This is a genomic window from Marisediminicola sp. UYEF4, assembly GCF_040546025.1.
Taxonomy (GTDB): Bacteria; Actinomycetota; Actinomycetes; order Actinomycetales; family Microbacteriaceae; genus Marisediminicola.
Genome location: NZ_JBEPNA010000001.1, coordinates 523,495 through 541,414, shown reverse-complemented (window position 1 = coordinate 541,414; position 17,920 = coordinate 523,495). Strand labels below are relative to the sequence as shown.

The window sequence follows — 17,920 nt, the reverse complement described above, 5'->3', positions numbered from 1 at the left end:
AGTGGCTCACAACCGCGCTAAAGCATTTCGGGAGATCCACCGTGAAGAACTTCTCGTCCACGATTTCGGCACGTCGCCTGACGGCACTGACCCTCGCGGTCGCGGTCGCGGTCGGCCTGTCCACCGCGCCGTCCGCGCTACCCGCGTTCGCGGCCGAGGCGCCGGTCGGCCTCGGCACCGCCGAGAGTTTCGCCGTTCTCGCCGGCACGACCGTCACGAACACCGGCACCCCGACCGTCATCAGCGGCGACGTCGGCGTCAGCCCGGACGCCGCCGTGACCGGCTTCCCGCCGGGACTCGTGAACAACGGCGAGATCCACGCCGCGGATGCCGTCGCCGCCAGCGCGCAGGCCGACCTCACGATCGCGTTTGACGACGCGGCCGGCCGCCTGCCGGTCGAGAGTGGAATCATCGACCTCACCGGACGCGAGCTCGTGTCGGGCGTCTACTCGGGCGGAGACCTCGGGCTCACCGGCACCGTCACTCTCGTCGGCGACTCCAGCTCTGTGTTCATCTTCCAGGCCGCGAGCACCCTCATCACCGGGTCGGGCAGCCGGGTCGCCCTGCAGGGCGACATCAACCCCTGCAACGTGTTCTGGCAGGTCGGCAGCTCCACGACTCTGGGCAGCGGCTCGCAGTTCGTCGGAACGGTCCTCGCGCTGACCTCCATCACGGCCGAGTCCGCCGCTACGGTCGAGGGCCGACTCCTTGCCCGCAATGGTGCCGTGACGCTCGACGCCAACGTCATCACCGTTCCTACCGACTGCGCCGGGGACACCACCGCGGTCGACGACACACCCGTGGCGCCTCCGGCCGTGCCGGTCCAGGGCCGCGCGACGTTCACCGGATGATCCGAGGGGCGCGGCCCGCTCGGATGATTGCGGCGGCGGGGGTCTCTGCCCTGCTCGGCGCCGCGCTCCTCGCGGGCTGCGCGACGGAAGCGCCGGCCCGGCCCGCAGCATCCGCCCCTGCATCCGCGCCCGCATCGCCCGCCCCATCGCCCTCGCCGACCCCCGCTCCCGTCGGGATCGCGGCCACCGCCGGCGGCGCGAGCGTCGCCGTGCACTCGGCCCCGGAGGGCGAGCTCGTCGACACTCTCGCGAGCCCCATCTCCTCGGGTGCCCCGCTGACCTTCCTGCTGGTGGAGGACCGCGGTGACTGGCTGCGGGTCGCCCTGGCGCAGCGTCCGAATGGCAGCATGGGTTGGATCCGCGCGAGCGAGGTGAGCCTGGCTCGACTCGAGTACAGCCTCGTCGTATCGACCGCGGAGAACACGCTGTCGGTGTATCGCAACGACGAGCTCGTGGAGGCCTACCCGGCGGCGACCGGAACGGGTGGCACGCCGACGCCGCTCGGATCGTTCTACCTGACGGAGCTTCTCGAGCCGACCAACGCCGGCTACGGGCCGTTCGCCTTCGGGCTGTCGGCGTTCTCCGACGTGCTCACGAGCTTCGGGGGCGGTCCGGGCCAGATCGGGCTGCACGGCACCGAGGACACCGCGAGCATCGGCACCGCCGTGAGCCACGGATGCATCCGGCTCTCGAACGAGGTGATCACCGCCCTCGCGCAGGTTCTGCCGCTCGGCACGCCGATCACGATCGAGTGAGCGGGCGGCCTCCCCTCGCCGCCGCGCCTAGGCTCGCACAATGAGATATCGCCGCATCGGAGACGTCAAGGTCAGCGCCATCGGGCTCGGAGCGATGCCCCTGTCGGTTCCCGGGCGCCCGGATCGTGATGCCGCGATCGCCACGATCCACGCCGCGCTCGACGCCGGCGTCACACTGATCGACACCGCGGATGCGTACACCTCGGATGCGCAGGGACACAACGAGGAGCTCCTCGCGTCGGCGCTGGCCGGCCGGGGCGAGGAGGTGCTCGTCGCGACGAAGGGCGGACTCGTCTACCGTGCCGGCGGCCCCTGGGACCGCGACGGCACCCCGGAGCACCTCAAGGCGGCAGCGCGCGCCTCCGCGAAGCGGCTCGGCGTCGACTCGATCGGGCTCTACCAGCTGCACCGCCCCGACCCCGGGGTGCCGTGGGAGGAGTCGGTCGGCGCCCTGCGCGAGCTGCTCGAGGAGGGTGTCATCCGCCTCGCCGGCATCTCGAACGCGACAATCGCGCAGATCCGGTCCGCCGACCACGTGCTCGGCGGACGGCTCGCCTCGGTGCAGAACCAGTTCTCACCCTCCTACCGCTCGAGCGAGGACGAGCTCGACTACTGCGCCGAGCACGAAATCGCGTTCCTCGCCTGGGGCCCGCTCGGCGGCGCGTCCCGCGCGGGCGAGATCGCCGACGCGTTTCCGGTCGCGGCCGAGGTCGCGGCGGCGCTCGGCGTGAGCCCGCAGCGGGTCATCCTGGCCTGGGAGCTCGCGCTGCAGCACACGATGATCGCGATTCCGGGGGCGCGCCGCCCGGCCAGCATCCGCGATTCGGCCCTCGCCGCCGACCTCGTGCTGACCGCCGACCAGATCGCCCGCCTCAGCGCCTGACCCGCCGGCCGCTTCACTTTCATTATTCAGGAGTGATGAGGCAAGGGCGGCCCCGGGCGCGTCTTGGCTGCTCTCACGATTCAGGAGAGTTGACGGGGCGGCGTCGGAAACTGCGGGACGGATGCTGCAAGTGGCACGTCAACCGGCATCCAGCGCACGATTCTCGCGCGACCAGGAGTTTTCGTGCGCGCCGCCCGCCGCCGACTCCTATCCCCTCCTGAATTATGAAAGGGCCGCCGAGTCGACCGGCCGCCCCAACTCCTGAATGATGAAAGCAGAGCCACAATCTGTTTGTTGTTTTTTGTGTGAATGTGTTGCTTTGGTTGGTTTCAATCGCTAATGTCACATAAACACAGAAAGCGCACCGCACGCGCTTCCTGAAGTCGAAGGGGACAACAGGTGTACGCAGAAGAGCGACAGGACCGTGTCGAACGGCTCGTGACCGCGACGGGACGCGTCGCCGTCGTCGATCTGGCCCGCGAGTTCGACGTGACGAGCGAGACCGTGCGCCGCGACCTCGCCCAGCTCGAGACGCGCGGAGTGCTCCGCCGCGTCCACGGCGGCGCCGTCGCCGCCTCCCTGACCAGCCGACTCGAGGAGAGCGTCCCGTCGCGACTGAGCCGCAATGCCGACGCCAAGGAGCGCATCGCCGTAGCGGCCATGACCCTCATCCCGGCATCCTTCAGCGGCGCGATCGCGATCGACGCCGGCACCACGACGGGCCGGCTCGCCGAGCACATCGCGCGCTGGTCTCCGGAGGCCCCGCACCAGTCGCTCGTCGTCATCACCAACTCGGTGCGCATCGCCCTCACCGTCGCCGAGAACCCCGACATCGAGGTCAACCTGCTCGGCGGACGCCTCCGCGGCATCACCAGTGCCGCCGTCGGATCGACGACCATCGCGCAGCTCGCCCGCCTGCGCCCGGACATCGCCTTCATCGGCGCCAACGGGGTGCACGCCGAATTCGGGCTGAGCACCCCCGACGAAGAGGAGTCAGCCGTGAAGACCGCTTTCACCCTGGGCGCCCGGCGAGCGGTCGCGCTCGTCGACGCCACGAAGCTCGGCGAGGAGACGCTCGTCCGGTTCGCCGGCCTCGCCGACCTCGACATGCTCATCACGAACGACTCCCCCGCACCCGACCTGTCCGCCGCGCTCGACGACGCCGGAGTGGAGGTGATGGTCGCATGATCGTCACCCTCACCGCCAACCCGAGCCTCGACCGCACGATCGAGCTGACCGGCAGGCTCGCCCGCGGCGACGTGCAGCGCGCCTCGGCCACCCGCGAGCAGCCCGGCGGCAAGGGCGTGAACGTCTCGCGGGCGCTCATCGCCTCGGGCATCGACACGATCGCCGTGCTTCCGGGAGACGCCTCCGACCCCATGCTCGTCGCGCTGCGTGGCGAGCGGATCCCCGCCGTGAGCTTCGGCATCGCGGAGCGCATCCGCTCGAACATCACGCTGACCGAGCCTGACGGCACGACGACGAAGATCAACGAGCCCGGCCCGACGCTCACGGCGGCGGACGAGGCGGCCCTCATCGACGTCGTGGTGTCCCAGTCGCGCAAGGCCGAGTGGCTCGTCCTCGCCGGATCCCTGCCGCCCGGGCTCCCGGTCGACTTCTACGCGCGGGTTGTCCGCGCGGTGCGTGCCGCCGGCAACGGAAGCACCCCCCGCATCGCGATCGACTCCTCCGGCGCCCCGTTCGCCGCCCTCCTCGACTCCGGGGTGGGCGTCGACCTCGTGAAACCCAACGCCGAGGAGCTCGCCGAGCTCACCGGCTACGGCGATGAGGACAGCCTCGAGGCAGACCCGCTGCAGGCATTCGCCGCCGCACGGCTGCTCCTCGCCCGCGGATGCCGCGCCGTTCTCGCCACCCTCGGCGGCAGGGGAGCCGTGCTCGCGACCGAGGACGGCGGGTGGTTCGCGCGGATGCCTCCGATCGAGGTGCGCAGCACCGTCGGCGCCGGCGACTCCTCGCTCGCGGGATACCTGCTCGCCGACCGTCGCGGCGATTCGCCGCGGCTTCGCCTCGCCCAGGCGGTCGCCCACGGCACCGCCGCCGCCTCACTTTCGGGAAGCACCATGCCATCCGTCGACCAGACCCACCCCGAGACAGCGCTGGTCGAAGTCCTCACCCCGATCACCGCAGATCACTGAACCCCAGAGAAATTAGTCAGGAGAACACATTGTCGTCACTCATCACACCCGGGCTCGTGAGCCTGGATGCCGACCTCGGCACCGACCGCGCCGGCGTCATCCGGTACCTCGCCAGCCGCGTCGTCGAATCGGGCCGCGCGACCGACGTCGAGGCGCTGTTCGCCGACGCGTGGAAACGCGAGTCCCAGACCGACACCGGAATCCCCGGCGGCATCGCCATCCCTCACTGCCGCTCGTCGGCCGTGACCGAGCCGACCCTCGCGATGGCACGCCCCGCGCCCGGGGTCGACTTCGGCGCCCCTGACGGCCCGGCCGACCTGATCTTCTTAATCGCCGCACCGGATGGCGCTGACCAGGCCCACCTCACGCTGCTGTCGAAGCTCGCGCGCTCGCTCATCAAGCCCGAGTTCGTCGCCGCCCTCCGCTCGGCGAAGGCGCCGGAAGACATCGTGCGCCTCGTCGACGAGGCAGTCGCCGACGGGCCCGCCACCCCGGCCGCTGCCCCGGCGGCCGCCTCCGCAGCCCCGTCCGCACGCGCGGACCGCCCGGTGCTCGTCGCCGTGACGGCCTGCCCGACCGGGATCGCACACACGTATATGGCCGCCGACGCCCTCGTCGCCGCAGCCGACCGCGCCGACGTCACCCTGCACGTGGAGACGCAGGGCTCGTCCGGCGCCAAGCAGCTCGACCCCGCGCTCATCGCCGCGGCATCCGCCGTCATCTTCGCGGTCGACGTCGATGTGCGCGACAAGGGACGGTTCGCGGGCAAGCCCGTCGTCCAGTCGCCGGTCAAGCGCGGCATCGACGCCCCCGACACGATGATCGCCGAGGCGATCGCCGCAGCATCGAACCCCAACGCGGCACGCGTGGCCGACACCGGCCAGGCGGCCACGAGCGCAGGCGGAGGCGCGGACGAGCACGTCGGCCTGAAGCTCAAGCGCTGGCTGCTCACGGGCGTCAGCTACATGATCCCGTTCGTCGCCGGCGGCGGACTGCTCATTGCGCTGGGCTTCCTGCTCGGTGGCTATGACATCACCGTCAACGCCGCCGACATCATCGTCAACAACACTCTCTGGAACCTGCCCGATGGCGGAGTCGCCGCCTACTTCGGCGCCGTGTTCTTCATGATCGGTGCAGCGTCGATGGGCTTCCTCGTTCCCGCCCTCGCCGGCTACATCGCCTACGCCATCGCCGACAGGCCCGGGATCGCACCCGGGTTCGTCGCCGGCGCCGTGGCGCTGCTCATGAACGCCGGCTTCATCGGCGGCCTCGTCGGCGGCCTGCTCGCCGGTGCCATCGCCTACTGGATCGGACGCATCGACGTTCCGCGCTGGCTGCGCAGCCTCATGCCCGTTGTGATCATCCCGCTGTTCGCTTCGATTGGCGCATCCGGCCTGATGATCGTTCTGCTCGGCGGACCGATCGCGACGCTCATGGGCGGCCTCAACGACTGGCTGTCGAGCCTCACCGGCGTCTCGGCGATCCTCCTCGGCGTGATTCTCGGCACCATGATGTGCCTCGACCTCGGCGGTCCGGTCAACAAGGTCGCCTACGCCTTCGCCGTCGCCGGCCTCGCCGCAGGGTCGATCGACAACCAGGCACCCTGGAACATCATGGCCGCGGTCATGGCCGCGGGAATGGTGCCGCCGCTCGCGATGGCCCTGGCCACCGTGCTCGACCGCAAGCTGTTCAGCCCGATCGAACGCGAGAACGGCAAGGCCGCCTGGCTGCTCGGTGCCGCGTTCATCTCCGAGGGCGCCATCCCGTTCGCCGCGGCGGACCCGCTGCGCGTCATCCCTGCCGGCATCCTCGGCGGAGCAACCACGGGAGCGATCATCATGGCCGCCGACGTCACCTCGCAGGCGCCGCACGGAGGCCTGTTCGTCTTCTTCGCGATCGGCAACCTGGCGATGTTCGTGGTCGCCATCCTCGTGGGCATGGTCATCTCGGCCCTCACCGTGATCGCCCTGAAGCGCTGGACGACGAAGACCCCGGTCGCCGCCGTCGAGCCCGCCCGGGTTCCCGTCGCCGTCTGACCCTCCCGAGAACCCCCAACCAGAAGGAGACCACCATGGTCGAACGCAACGCCACCATCGCCAGCAGCGTCGGGCTGCACGCCCGTCCCGCCGGACTGTTCATCGCCGCAGTCAACACGCAGTCGGTGACCGTCACGATCAGCAAGGACGGCAGCGCGCCGATGAACGCCGCGAGCATCCTCTCGATCATGAGCCTCGGCGCCGCCCACGGCGACGTCGTGACCCTCGCGGCCGAGGGCGACGGTGCCGAGGCGGCACTCGCCGAGCTCGTCGCTCTGCTCGAGACGGACCTCGACGCGGTCGAGTAGCCCGCTTTCATTATTCAGGAGTTGGGCGGGGCCGGAGCGGCACGGTGACAGACACATCACCGGAACTCCGGCCCCGTCACTGCGTTCCCGGCCAGAAACCCCTGCTTTCTGGCCGTCAACTCCTGAATAATGAAAGCCCGGCGGCTCAGGCCGGCGGGGCGGCCTTCGCGGCGAGAGCGCCCTCGTACAGGTCGCGACGGCCGAGTCCCGTGGCCTCGGCCACCTCGGTCGAGGCGTCTTTGAGGCGGGATCCGGATGCGACGAGCGCGAGCACCTGCGTGACGCCCGACCCCAGGTCGGCCTCGCGCGGCGGCGCCCCCTGCACCACGATGCAGATCTCGCCCTTGACCCCGGATGACGCCCAGGCCGCCAGCTCCGCCGCGGTGCCACGCTTGACCTCCTCGAACAGCTTCGTCAGCTCCCGGCAGACGGCCAGCCGCCGATCGTCGCCGAACGCGCGGGCCATGTCGGCGAGGGCCTCCGCCAGCCGGTGCGGCGACTCGAAGAACACCATCGTGCGCTCCTCGCGGGCGAGCAGGTGCAGCGCGCCGAGCCGGCCCTTGCGCGGCACGAAACCCTCGAAGCTGAACCGGTCGGTCGGCAGCCCCGACAGCGCCAGCGCAGTGATCACGGCTGACGGCCCCGGCAGCGCGGTAACCGTGACCCCTGCGGCGGCGGCCGCCGCGACGAGGGGAAAGCCGGGGTCGGAGATCGCGGGCATCCCGGCATCCGTCAGCACGAGCACATCCGCCTCGCGCGCCAGCTCGACGATCTCGGCGGCCTTCGCCTGCTCGTTGTGCTCGTGCAGTGCGATCAGCCGCGGCCGGTTCTCGATGCCCAGCGCGCGCATGAGGTGGATCGTCACGCGCGTGTCCTCGGACGCGATCACGTCGGTGTTCGTGAGCGCCTCGATGAGCCGACGGGAGGCATCCCCGAGATTGCCGATGGGCGTCGCCGCGAGGATGATCACCCGCCCATTCTCGCACCGGGCGCGGATGCTGGACGTTGCGCGCCGGGCGCCGCGCTGCTCGGGCCGCCCCGGTGGCAATCCGCTCACGATTAGCATTGCCCTGTGACGCGCCCCTCCGACCTCGACGCCGTGGCGAGCGGCACCGGTCGGGCCGCCGCGCGCGTCACTGACTGGTTCGGCGCCCGGCGGCGCTTCTGGATGTGGGCCGGCCCGATCGGGGTGACGCTGCTCGCGGCGGTGCTCCGGCTCGTGAACCTGGGGAGCCCGCGGGAGCTCGTCTTCGACGAGACCTACTACGTCAAGGACGCCTATACGATGCTGACCCTCGGCTACGAGGGCCAGTGGCCCGAGGACGCCGACGCACTCTTCACCGCCGGCAGCGTCGATGTCTTCACGTCCGAGGCCGCGTACATCGCGCATCCGCCGCTCGGCAAATGGATCATCGCGCTCGGCCTCCAGGCCTTCGGTGCGGAGGACCCGGTCGGTTGGCGCATCAGCACCGCGATCGTCGGCGTGCTCGCCGTCGCGCTGCTCTGCGCGGTGGCCTTCGCACTTTTCAGGTCGTCGGCCCTCGCGACCCTCGCCGGTGGGCTCCTCGCGATTGACGGACTCGCGATCGTGATGTCGCGCACGGCGCTCCTCGACAACTCACTGATGCTCTTCACGCTGCTCGGCTTCGGCGCGGTGCTGCTCGACCGCCGGCAGAGCGCCGAGCGCCTTGCGAGGTGGGTCGCCGCGCGGACGGATGCCGCCAGGTCCACCGACTGGGGCCCGAGCCTCTGGTGGCGGCCGTGGCTGGTGACCGCCGGCCTGATGTTCGGACTCGCCTCGGCGGTGAAGTGGAGCGGCATCTACTTCCTCGCCGTCTTCGCCGTGTACACCCTCGTCGTCGACGCACTCGCCCGCCGGCGCGCCGGAATCGCGTTCTGGGCCAGCTCCACCGTGTTCCGCCAGGCTCCGGCGAGCTTCCTCCTGACGGTGCCGGTCGCCGCCCTCGCCTACCTCGCGACCTGGACCGGCTGGTTCGCCACGACCGGCGGCTACTACCGCGACTGGGCGAGCCAGAACGACACCGTCTCGTGGCTGCCGCAGGCGCTGCAGAGCTTCTGGCACTACCAGGTGTCGATCTACTCGACGAACCTCGGCCAAGACACCCCGCATGCCTACCAGGCCAACCCGCTCGGCTGGCTGCTCATGCTGCGGCCGACCGCGTTCTACTACCGCGGCAGCGCAGCGGGCGAGAACGGGTGCGACCACACCACCTGCGCCGAGTTCATCTCCTCGATCGCGAACCCGATTCTCTGGTGGCTCGGCGTCGCCGCGATCGTCTACCTCGTCTACCGCCAGATCCGCTGGCCGGACTGGCGGGTCGGGCTGATCCTCACCGGTGTCGCCGCCGGCTACCTGCCCTGGCTGCTCTACACCGAGCGCACCGTGTTCCAGTTCTACACAATCGTGTTCCTCCCATACCTGATCCTCGCGCTGGTGTACGTCATCGGACTCCTGCTCGGCGGGCGAGCGGATGCCGCGGGTCCGGCGCCCGCGGACTCCAGGCACACCCAGGCGCAGGTCGCCGTCACCGTCGCGCTCGGCCTGGTCGTGGCGACGAGCGCGTTCTTCCTCTCGGCCTGGGTGGGCGTCCAGGTCTCCGGCGTGTACCAGCAACTGCACTACTGGCTGCCGGGCTGGCGCTGAACCCGGCCCGGCCGGGCCCTCGCGCACGCTGACGCTGTCGTTGTTCAGTCCCGCGGTCGATATCGCACTAGCGCGAGTGAACAACGACCGCGCGAACGACAGCCACGTCCGCGACGCGCGCCGCAGGCTACCTTGCGTTACGCCCGACGGCCGGGCGCTCCGCCCCGCTCCGGTAGCGTTGCCGCATGGCAGATAGCGGCAGCAGCACGACAGACAGCACGATCGACGGCGCGGCGGTCAGCGCGACCGACACCGACACCGAGCGCGGTACGGCCGACCGCGAGTGGGGCTTCAGAACCCGCGCGATCCACGCCGGCAACATCCCCGACGCCGTCACCGGCAGCCGCGCCCTGCCGATCTACCAGACCTCCGCGTTCGTGTTCGACGACACCGCGGATGCCGCCGCCCGCTTCGCCCTGCAGAAGTACGGCAACATCTACTCGCGGGTGAGCAACCCCACGGTCGCAGCGTTCGAAGAGCGCGTCGCGAGCCTCGAGGGGGGCCTCGGTGCCGTCGCCACGGCATCCGGCCTCTCGGCACAGTTCATCACCTTCGCCGCCCTCGCCGGCGCTGGCGACCACATCGTCGCCTCGGCGAACCTCTACGGCGGCTCGATCACCCAGCTCGACGTCACCCTGCGCCGCTTCGGCGTCGAGACGACCTTCGTGCACGGGGCCGACCCTGAGGACTACGCCGCCGCGATCACCGACAGGACCAAGCTCGTCTTCGCCGAGACCGTCGCGAATCCCTCCGGCGACATCGCCGACATCGAGGGCCTCGCCGACGTCGCTCACGCCCGCAACATCCCGCTCATCATCGACTCGACGATCGCGACGCCGTACCTCAACCGTCCGATCGAGTGGGGCGCCGACGTGGTCGTGCACTCCGCCACCAAGTTCCTCGGCGGGCACGGCACGACCCTCGGCGGCGTCGTCGTCGAGAGCGGCCGATTCAACTGGGCCAACGAGCACTTCCCCCTCTTCGACCAGCCGGTGCCGAGCTACGGCGGGCTCAACTGGCAGGGCAACTTCGGCGAGTACGCGTTCCTCACGAGGCTCCGCGCGGAGCAGCTGCGCGACATCGGGCCGTCGCTCGCCCCGCACTCCGCATTCCTGCTCGCGCAGGGTGTCGAGACCCTGCCGTTCCGGATCCAGGCGCACGTCGACAACGCGAGAATCGTCGCCGAGTGGCTCGACGCCGACCCGCGCATCGAGTTCGTGAACTGGGCGGGCCTCCCGGCGCATCCGCACCACGCCCGCGCGAACAAGTACCTGCCCAAGGGCGCCGGGAGCGTCTTCAGCTTCGGGGTCCACGGCGGCCGCGAGGTCGGCCAGAGATTCATCGAGTCGGTCAACCTCGCAAGCCACCTCGCGAATATCGGCGACGCGAAGACCCTCGTCATCCATCCCGCGTCGACGACCCACGCTCAGCTCACGGAGCAGCAGCTCATCGACGGCGGCGTCGCCCCGGGGCTCGTGCGCATCAGCGTGGGAATAGAAGATCCCGACGACATTGTTTACGACCTTGACCAGGCGCTCACGATCGCCACGAAGGGCAAGTGATGGTTTCGACAGACTCGGTTTCGACAGGCGGGGCCGGCGAGGACGTCGTCACGACGCAGCTCGTCAACGGCCTCACCTGCTCGATGCCGGCGAACAGCCCGCTCGCGAAGCTGCTGAAGTCCCAGCGCAGCTGGGTCGGCCCGAACGCGAAGGAGCGCCTGGCGATCCTGCGGCGTGCCAAGTCGATCGCGATCGTCGGCGCCTCGCCGAACCCGGCGCGCTCGAGCTACTTCGTCGGCACCTACCTGCTGCAGTCGAGCGACTATCGGGTCTACTTCGTGAACCCCAACGCCGACACCATCCTCGGCCACACGGCCTACCCCGACCTCGCCTCGCTGCCAGAGGTGCCCGATATCGTCGACGTGTTCCGCAAGGCGAGCGACATTCCGTCGGTGATCGACGACGCTCTCGCGATCGGCGCGAAGACCGTCTGGGTGCAGCTGGGCATCTGGAACGAGGATGCCGCGGTCTACGGCGAGAGCCAGGGTCTCACAGTCGTGATGGACCGCTGCATCAAGGTCGAGCACGCGCGCTTCCACGGCGGGCTGCACCTGCTCGGGTTCGACACCGGCGTGATCACCTCGCGCAAGACGGTCCGCTGACCCGGGCGGGCTTCGTCCGAAACCCCAGCGAAGCGCGGATAGCATCGGTGGATGCCCCGATCCCGCCTGCTCCTGCTCCTCGGCGTGACCGCGCCCGCGCTCGCCTGCGCGCTCGTCGGTCTCACTCACCCGATGCGCCTCACCGTCGATACCGCGCTGTACTGGCGGAACGTGCACATCGCGCTCATATTCGTGTTCCCGCTCATCGGCCTCGCACCGTGGCTGATTGCCCGGCGCGTCAATCGCCGGCTCGGCTGGATCGCGGCGCTCGGCGGCTACGGCTTCGCGACCCTCTACACCGCTCTCGACATCCTCGCCGGGGTGGCCGCCGGCGCCCTCGCGCTCGGCGGAGAGGCGGATGCGACCGGTCCCGTCTACGCGATCGCCCGCGTTCTCGCGAGAATCGGCGTCTGGGCGCTCATCGCCGGCGTCGTCGTCGCGGGCATCGCGGCGTTCCTGCAGGCGCGCCTGGCGGCCGTTCCCGGCCTCGTGCTCGCCGCCGTCGGCGCGTACCTGGTCTACCCGGGACACATCTACTTCCCGGTCGGAACCGCGGCGATGGGGCTTCTCGCCGCGGGGTTCGCCCTGCTCGCCCTCGCGGTGACTCGGGCTCCCGCCCGGGTGGACGCGCGCGAGGCGACCGCCGCACCGTGACCTGCCCGGATCGCTAGTTTTCCGCGTCGAGCTCCTGGAACAGGGTGATCTGGAGCCCCGCCGGCGCGTTGAGCCGGGAGTTGAGTGAGCGCCAGGGGGTCACCGTCGGCTCGGCGACGAGTTCGGCCCCCGCCTCGACGAGCTCGGCGGTGCGGGTGGCCGTGTCATCCACCTCGAACGCGATGCGGATGCGCGGGGCGACCTGACGGCCGACCTCCACCTCGTCGATGAGGCGTTTCTGGGCCGGGTTCGCGATCTCGAGGGTGGCGCGGCCGGCCTCGAGGATCGTCACGAGGGCTCCCCCTGCGCCGGCGATCGCCGCCTCCTCGTCGAGCCCGAGCACGTCGCGGTAGAAGGCGACAGCCTCGTCGTAGTCTTCGGCCTCCACGACGATGCGCAGCTGCCTGATTCTCGGCGGTGTTCCCATGGGAGAAGGCTACGCGTCGGCCAGCTGGCGTTCGAGCTCGGCCGCCTCGACCACCGGGAGGCGGCAGACGAAGTCCCGGCACAGGTACGCGGTGGCCTGCCCGTCGCGAGCGACCCGTCCGTCGAACAGCTCGAATCCGGCCGCGGCGAAGGCGCCGGCTTGCTCGGTCGTCACGATCGCGACGATTCCGCCGGCCCGGTCCCAGCTCCTGGCGATGGACTCGATCGGTGCGGCATCCGTCCCCCGCACGACGACCAACTGCGTGCCGGGCGCCTGCAGGCGCGTCATGACGCCCAGCGACGCCCCGAACGAGATCGGGCGCGGCACGGCGAGGGGCGCGAACAGCTCCATCGCCGCGTTCGCCGCGCGCAGATACCGCTCGTCGGCGGTCAGCAGGTGCAGCGTGTGCGCGGCGGAGGCCATCGCGCTGAGGCCGGAGGGGTAGGCGCCCTCGGACGGGTCGACCGCGAGGGTGAGCCCCTGCGCCTCGAGCACCGGGTCGGCGCCGCCGGGCACGTGAAAGACGATCGCGAGATCGGCGGCGGCCCGGTCGTGCGCGCCGAGGTCGTCCACACCGAGCCCCGCCGCGGCATCCGAGCTCATCGACGCGTCAACGAGGTCGCGCGCCACAATCGCATAGGACACCTCGCCCGTCGCGACCGCGAGCCGCAGGAGGGCGGAGGCGAACATGCCGTAGTCCTCGAGGGTTGCTTTGGCTTGAGAGATCCGATCGCCGATCGAGGCCCGCACGAGGGTTCCGTCGTCGCGGATGTGGCGCTCGATCAGGTAGTCCGCGGCGCTGCGGGCGAGCGCGACCCAGTCGGCGCGGTTGTGCCGGGTGCCGGCGTCGGCGAGCGCCTCGATCGCGAGCCCGTTCCAGCCCGTGAGCACCTTGGCGTCGAGCGCCGGCGGCGTCTGCCCGGCGCGCCCGGCGGCGTCCAGCCGGTAGTAGCCGCCCTCGACACGCTCGCCGTCGACGGTGCTCTCGCTGTCCTGGGCCGAAGCGAACCCGCCGCCCTCGATCCGCATCACCGAGCCGAGGAACCCCGCGATGCCCTCGGCAATCGGCAGGCCGCCCGGCATCCGGGAGTAGGTGCCGAGCAGCACGGCGTTGTCGTAGAGCATGCGCTCGTAGTGCGGGTCGGTCCAGTCGCGCATGGTCGAGTAGCGGAAGAAGCCGCCCTCGACGCGGTCGCGCAGTGCCGATGCGGCCATGGCTGTGAGGGCTCGGAAGGCGAGCGCGGCGGCATCCGCACTCTCCGGGGCGTCGGCCGAATCGCGGTCGAGGAGGAACGCGAGAACGGGCGCGACGGGGAACTTGGGCGCGCCGCCGAAGCCGCCGAACTGGGTGTCCTCGTACTCGACGAGCTCGCGGACGACGCCCGCCCACGCGTCGGGCGTCGGCAGGTTGCCGGCCAGCGGAACGGACTGCTCGGCGAGGGTCGCGGCGATCATCGACGCGTTCGATTCGACCTCGTCGCGGCGGTTCCGCCACGCATCGATCACGGCGTCGAGAACCTGGCGGAATGCCGGATGCCCGTGGGCCGGCCGCGGCGGCCAGTACGTTCCGGCGTAGAAGGCCTTGCCCGTCGGGGTCACGAAGACGTTGAGCGGCCAGCCGAGCTGGCCGGTGAACGCGCCGGCCGCAGCGAGGTAGCTGGAGTCGACGTCGGGATACTCCTCTCGGTCCACCTTGATCGCGACGAGGTTCTCGTTGAGGTGGCTCGCGATCTCGGGGTCGCTGAAGCTCTCGCGCGCCATCACGTGGCACCAGTGGCAGGTGGAGTACCCGATCGACACCATCACGGGAACGTCGCGCCTGGCGGCCTCGGCGAACGCCTCCGGCCCCCACTCGCGCCAGTCCACCGGGTTGTCGGCGTGCGATCGGAGGTACGGACTCACGGCGTTGACCAGAGAATTGACCATGACTCCAGCGTAGGCTCGGGCTGTGTCTACGACAGCCATCACATTCATCGGCGGACCGACCGTGCTCCTCGAATACGCGGGGCTGCGGTTCGTGACCGACCCCACCTTCGATGAGCCGCAACGCTACTCCGAACCGGGGTCGACGACGCTCGTGAAGACTCGGGGGCCGGCCGTGTCCCGCGCTGCCGTCTGGCCCGTCGACGTCGTGCTGCTCTCCCATCACGGGCACAAGGACAACCTCGACTGGGAGGGACTCGAGCTCATCGCCCAGGGCCCGGTGACGCTGAGCACCATGAGGGCGGGCGGCGACCTGTGGGGCGGCAGCGTCATCGGCTTCGACGATTGGGAGTCGTACGAGGCCGGGCCGGTGACGGTCACGGTGGTGCCGGCCCTGCACGGCCCGCCCGGCTCCGAGGCGCGGGTCGGCCCGGTCGTGGGATTCGTGCTCGAGGCGCCGGGCGAACCGACCGTCTACGTGAGCGGCGATAACGCCTCGCTGCCCCTTGTGCAGCAGATCGCCGAACGCTTCCCCCATATCGACATCGCACTGCTGTCGGCCGGGGCCGCGAGGGTACCCGGCATCGCTGCTCCCCTGACCCTCACCTCCACGGAGGCCGTCGCCGCGGCACGCCTGCTCGGCGCCTCCCGCATCGTCGGCCTTCACACCGACGACTGGGAGCACTTCACCGAGAACCGCGACGACCTGGAGTCCGCCTTCGAAGGCACCGGACTGCTCGTCGGCACCCCGCGCGGAGAGCGCGTCGAGCTCTGAGCTCGCCTCGCACGCAGCATCCGGCCCCCGCACCACCCAGCCGCGTCGCTCAGCCCCTCGCCCCCGGGGTGACCTTGTCGTCAAAGTCGGAGTCCGTCGCGGGTCGCCCGGACATGCCGCCTCCAACGTCCGACAACCCGGCACCGGCGGGCGGGTCGCGGATGCCGGGGCGGACGGTTCCGACTTTGGCGACAGGCTCGAACGCCAGCGAGCTCCGCTCGGCGGGGACCGTACCCCGCCGAGCAGCACACCCCATCGCCGGTCGGTTGTCGGCGGATCGCACCGGGCGCTCCCCGCAGGAGCGGCTGCCGCCCGGGGGCTAGTTCACCTCGTTGGGGTCGCCGCCGACACGGCCGCCGCGCTCGAGGCCACCGATCGCGGACTGCTCCTCGGGCGTGAGCTCGAAGTCGAACAGGTCGAAGTTCTCGGCGATCCGCTCGCGGCTGTTCGACTTGGGGAAGATCACGTGGCGCTGCTGGATGTGCCAGCGCAGCACGATCTGGGCGGGCGTGCGATCGTGAGCCGCTGCCGCCGAGGTGATCTCGGGCAGCTCGAACAGCGGGTACTTGCCCTGGCCGAGGGGGGCCCATGCTTCAGTGACGATGCCGTGATCATGGCCGTACGAGGTCTCGGCGAGACGCTGGTGGTACGGGTGAAGCTCGATCTGGTTGACCGCGGGGATGGTGTCGCTCGCCGCCTCCACCCTCTCGAGGTGCTCGACGAGGAAGTTGCTCACGCCGATCGACTTGGTCTTGCCCGCGGCCTTGATCTGCTCGAGCGCCTTCCAGCTCTCGACGTACAGGTCCCGCTTCGGTGTGGGCCAGTGGATGAGATAGAGATCGACCTGCTCGAGGCCGAGCTTGTCGAGGCTCACGTCGATGGCTTTGTGCGCCGACCCCGTGCCCTGGTCGGCGTTCCACAGCTTGGTCGTGATGAAGAGCTCGTCACGCGGGATGCCGGATGCCGCGATCGCGCGCCCGACGCCCTCCTCGTTGCGGTAGATCGCGGCGGTGTCGATGTGGCGGTAGCCGATCTCGAGCGCGTCGAGGACGATCCGCTCGGTGTCGGCTGGTTCGACGAGGAAGACGCCGAAGCCGAGCTGGGGGATTTCATTGCCGTCGTTGAGCGTGAGCGTGGGAACTGTCATGACCCAATGCTTTCACGCCGCGGGCACCTCGTCAGCCGATGTGGCGTTCCTCCGGCCCGTTGTAGAGGCTCAGCGGGCGAATCAGGGCGTTGGATGCCGCCTGCTCCATGATGTGGGCGGTCCACCCGGTGACGCGGCTCGCCACGAACAGGGGCGTGAACATTGCGGTGTCGAAACCCATCAGGTGATACGCGGGCCCGCTCGGGTAGTCGAGGTTCGGCTTGATCGCCTTGCGCGCACCCATCGCGGCCTCGAGCCGGTCATAGAGCTCGGCGAGATCGGGCCGGTCGTAGGCCTCGATGAGGGTGGCGAGCGCGGCCTTCATCGTGGGCACTCGGGAATCGCCGTTCTTGTAGACCCGGTGCCCGAATCCCATGATCTTGCGCTTCTCGGCGAGCGCGGTGTCCAGCCACCCCTCGGCCCGGTCTGCCGAGCCGATCTCGTCGAAGACGTGCATCACGGCCTCGTTCGCGCCGCCGTGCAGCGCCCCCTTGAGTGCTCCGATCGCACCGGTCACCGCCGAGTACAGGTCGGACAGTGTCGAGGTGATCACGCGCGCGGCGAAGGTCGAGGCGTTGAAGGAGTGCTCCGCGTAGAGGATCATCGACACGTCGAAGGCGCTGACCACGGCGAGCTCCGGCACCTCCCCGAAGGTCATGTGCAGGAAATTCGCCGAGTAGGCGAGGTCATCACGCGGCTCGACGAGGTGCAGGTCGCGGCGGCGGCGCTGGTCGTACGCGATGATCGCGGGAAGCGCCGCCATAAGGCGGATCGACTTGGCCAGGTTCTCCTCCGGCGAGGAGTCCTCGGCACGCGGGTCGCGCGCGCCGATCACGCTGACGGCGGTGCGCACGACATCCATCGGGTGGCAGGTGAGCGGCAGCTCGTCGATCACGCGCTTGACGGCGTGGTCGAGGTGCCGCATCGACCGCTCCAGGGTCTCGAACTCGAGCAGCTGGTCCGGCGTCGGGAGCTCGCCATGCCAGAGCAGGTAGGCGACCTCCTCGAAGATGCAGGATGCCGCGAGCTCCTGCACGGGGTAGCCCCGATAGAGAAGGGAGTTGGTGTCGGGATTGACCTTGGAGACGGCGGTGTAGTCGACGACCACACCGTTCAGGCCCTTGCGGATTTCGGGGTCAGGCATCGTTTCGCTCCTTTGCGGCGCAGCTGCGGTCG

Annotated in this window: 17 protein-coding genes; 12 read left to right on the top strand and 5 right to left on the bottom strand. The window is 70.2% G+C overall.

What is annotated here, in order from left to right:
* Positions 1-41: 41 nt before the first annotated feature.
* The 7 genes from ABIB15_RS02600 (at position 42) to ABIB15_RS02570 (ending at position 6,989) form a co-directional block, all read left to right on the top strand.
* Positions 42-851 (top strand): ice-binding family protein, encoded by an 810-nt coding sequence (locus tag ABIB15_RS02600; protein ID WP_354475006.1) that lies wholly within the window; start codon positions 42-44, stop codon positions 849-851.
* Positions 848-1,606, top strand: a complete 759-nt coding sequence (locus ABIB15_RS02595) for a L,D-transpeptidase (protein ID WP_354475004.1) — start codon at positions 848-850, stop codon at positions 1,604-1,606. Before ABIB15_RS02600 ends, ABIB15_RS02595 begins: the two co-directional genes overlap by 4 nt.
* A gap of 40 nt (positions 1,607-1,646) precedes the next feature.
* Positions 1,647-2,489 (top strand): aldo/keto reductase, encoded by an 843-nt coding sequence (locus ABIB15_RS02590; RefSeq protein WP_354475003.1) that lies wholly within the window; start codon positions 1,647-1,649, stop codon positions 2,487-2,489.
* Between the two features lie 399 nt (positions 2,490-2,888).
* Positions 2,889-3,677: a DeoR/GlpR family DNA-binding transcription regulator gene (locus ABIB15_RS02585; RefSeq protein WP_354475001.1), complete on the top strand. Its 789-nt coding sequence runs from the start codon at positions 2,889-2,891 to the stop codon at positions 3,675-3,677.
* Entirely contained in the window at positions 3,674-4,645 is a 972-nt protein-coding gene (locus tag ABIB15_RS02580; RefSeq protein WP_354474999.1) for a 1-phosphofructokinase family hexose kinase, read from the top strand. The genes ABIB15_RS02585 and ABIB15_RS02580 overlap by 4 nt, the downstream gene beginning before the upstream one ends.
* Positions 4,646-4,674: 29 nt before the next feature.
* On the top strand, positions 4,675-6,681 hold the full coding sequence (locus ABIB15_RS02575) for a PTS fructose transporter subunit IIABC (protein WP_354474997.1): 2,007 nt from the start codon (positions 4,675-4,677) through the stop codon (positions 6,679-6,681).
* A 35-nt stretch (positions 6,682-6,716) separates the two neighbouring features.
* Complete coding sequence (locus tag ABIB15_RS02570; protein ID WP_354474996.1) at positions 6,717-6,989, top strand: HPr family phosphocarrier protein; 273 nt, start codon at positions 6,717-6,719, stop codon at positions 6,987-6,989.
* Between the two features lie 145 nt (positions 6,990-7,134).
* On the opposite strand, the gene rsmI is transcribed toward ABIB15_RS02570, so the two are convergent.
* Positions 7,135-7,959: a 16S rRNA (cytidine(1402)-2'-O)-methyltransferase gene (gene rsmI / locus ABIB15_RS02565; RefSeq protein ID WP_354474995.1), complete on the bottom strand. Its 825-nt coding sequence runs from the start codon at positions 7,957-7,959 to the stop codon at positions 7,135-7,137.
* Between the two features lie 102 nt (positions 7,960-8,061).
* On the opposite strand from rsmI, the gene ABIB15_RS02560 reads away from it, so the two are divergent.
* The 4 genes from ABIB15_RS02560 to ABIB15_RS02545 all read left to right on the top strand — a co-directional run bounded on the left by ABIB15_RS02560 (position 8,062) and on the right by ABIB15_RS02545 (position 12,472).
* The gene (locus ABIB15_RS02560; RefSeq protein ID WP_354474994.1) at positions 8,062-9,654 is read left to right on the top strand and encodes a dolichyl-phosphate-mannose--protein mannosyltransferase; all 1,593 of its coding nucleotides are present in this window, start codon (positions 8,062-8,064) and stop codon (positions 9,652-9,654) included.
* 185 nt (positions 9,655-9,839) lie between these two features.
* On the top strand, positions 9,840-11,216 hold the full coding sequence (locus ABIB15_RS02555; RefSeq protein WP_354474992.1) for an O-acetylhomoserine aminocarboxypropyltransferase/cysteine synthase family protein: 1,377 nt from the start codon (positions 9,840-9,842) through the stop codon (positions 11,214-11,216).
* 83 nt (positions 11,217-11,299) lie between these two features.
* On the top strand, positions 11,300-11,818 hold the full coding sequence (locus ABIB15_RS02550; protein WP_354475135.1) for a CoA-binding protein: 519 nt from the start codon (positions 11,300-11,302) through the stop codon (positions 11,816-11,818).
* A gap of 51 nt (positions 11,819-11,869) precedes the next feature.
* Positions 11,870-12,472 (top strand): hypothetical protein, encoded by a 603-nt coding sequence (locus tag ABIB15_RS02545; protein WP_354474990.1) that lies wholly within the window; start codon positions 11,870-11,872, stop codon positions 12,470-12,472.
* Between the two features lie 13 nt (positions 12,473-12,485).
* Here ABIB15_RS02545 and ABIB15_RS02540 read toward each other — a convergent pair whose 3' ends face one another.
* Together ABIB15_RS02540 and ABIB15_RS02535 are read right to left on the bottom strand one after the other, a co-directional pair.
* On the bottom strand, positions 12,486-12,899 hold the full coding sequence (locus ABIB15_RS02540) for a VOC family protein (RefSeq protein WP_354474988.1): 414 nt from the start codon (positions 12,897-12,899) through the stop codon (positions 12,486-12,488).
* 9 nt (positions 12,900-12,908) lie between these two features.
* Positions 12,909-14,825, bottom strand: a complete 1,917-nt coding sequence (locus tag ABIB15_RS02535; protein WP_354474986.1) for a thioredoxin domain-containing protein — start codon at positions 14,823-14,825, stop codon at positions 12,909-12,911.
* A 22-nt stretch (positions 14,826-14,847) separates the two neighbouring features.
* Between ABIB15_RS02535 and ABIB15_RS02530 the strand changes: the two genes are divergently transcribed.
* Entirely contained in the window at positions 14,848-15,597 is a 750-nt protein-coding gene (locus ABIB15_RS02530) for an MBL fold metallo-hydrolase (protein WP_354474984.1), read from the top strand.
* A 319-nt stretch (positions 15,598-15,916) separates the two neighbouring features.
* Here the strand turns inward: ABIB15_RS02530 and ABIB15_RS02525 are convergent, their stop codons facing one another.
* Positions 15,917-16,744 (bottom strand): aldo/keto reductase, encoded by an 828-nt coding sequence (locus ABIB15_RS02525; RefSeq protein ID WP_354474983.1) that lies wholly within the window; start codon positions 16,742-16,744, stop codon positions 15,917-15,919.
* Between the two features lie 31 nt (positions 16,745-16,775).
* Entirely contained in the window at positions 16,776-17,888 is a 1,113-nt protein-coding gene (locus ABIB15_RS02520; RefSeq protein ID WP_354474981.1) for a bifunctional 2-methylcitrate synthase/citrate synthase, read from the bottom strand.
* Between the last annotated feature and the right edge of the window lie 32 nt (positions 17,889-17,920).

Bases quoted from the DNA above. Each gene is read 5' to 3' on its own strand.
- ABIB15_RS02595 (WP_354475004.1), top strand. From the start codon at position 848: ATGATCCGAGGGGCGCGGCCCGCTCGGATGATTGCGGCGGCGGGGGTC.
- ABIB15_RS02590 (WP_354475003.1), top strand. From the start codon at position 1,647: ATGAGATATCGCCGCATCGGAGACGTCAAGGTCAGCGCCATCGGGCTC.
- ABIB15_RS02580 (WP_354474999.1), top strand. From the start codon at position 3,674: ATGATCGTCACCCTCACCGCCAACCCGAGCCTCGACCGCACGATCGAG.
- ABIB15_RS02570 (WP_354474996.1), top strand. From the start codon at position 6,717: ATGGTCGAACGCAACGCCACCATCGCCAGCAGCGTCGGGCTGCACGCC.
- ABIB15_RS02555 (WP_354474992.1), top strand. From the start codon at position 9,840: ATGGCAGATAGCGGCAGCAGCACGACAGACAGCACGATCGACGGCGCG.
- ABIB15_RS02550 (WP_354475135.1), top strand. From the start codon at position 11,300: ATGCCGGCGAACAGCCCGCTCGCGAAGCTGCTGAAGTCCCAGCGCAGC.
- ABIB15_RS02545 (WP_354474990.1), top strand. From the start codon at position 11,870: ATGCCCCGATCCCGCCTGCTCCTGCTCCTCGGCGTGACCGCGCCCGCG.
- ABIB15_RS02540 (WP_354474988.1), bottom strand. From the start codon at position 12,899: ATGGGAACACCGCCGAGAATCAGGCAGCTGCGCATCGTCGTGGAGGCC.
- ABIB15_RS02535 (WP_354474986.1), bottom strand. From the start codon at position 14,825: ATGGTCAATTCTCTGGTCAACGCCGTGAGTCCGTACCTCCGATCGCAC.
- ABIB15_RS02525 (WP_354474983.1), bottom strand. From the start codon at position 16,744: ATGACAGTTCCCACGCTCACGCTCAACGACGGCAATGAAATCCCCCAG.
- ABIB15_RS02520 (WP_354474981.1), bottom strand. From the start codon at position 17,888: ATGCCTGACCCCGAAATCCGCAAGGGCCTGAACGGTGTGGTCGTCGAC.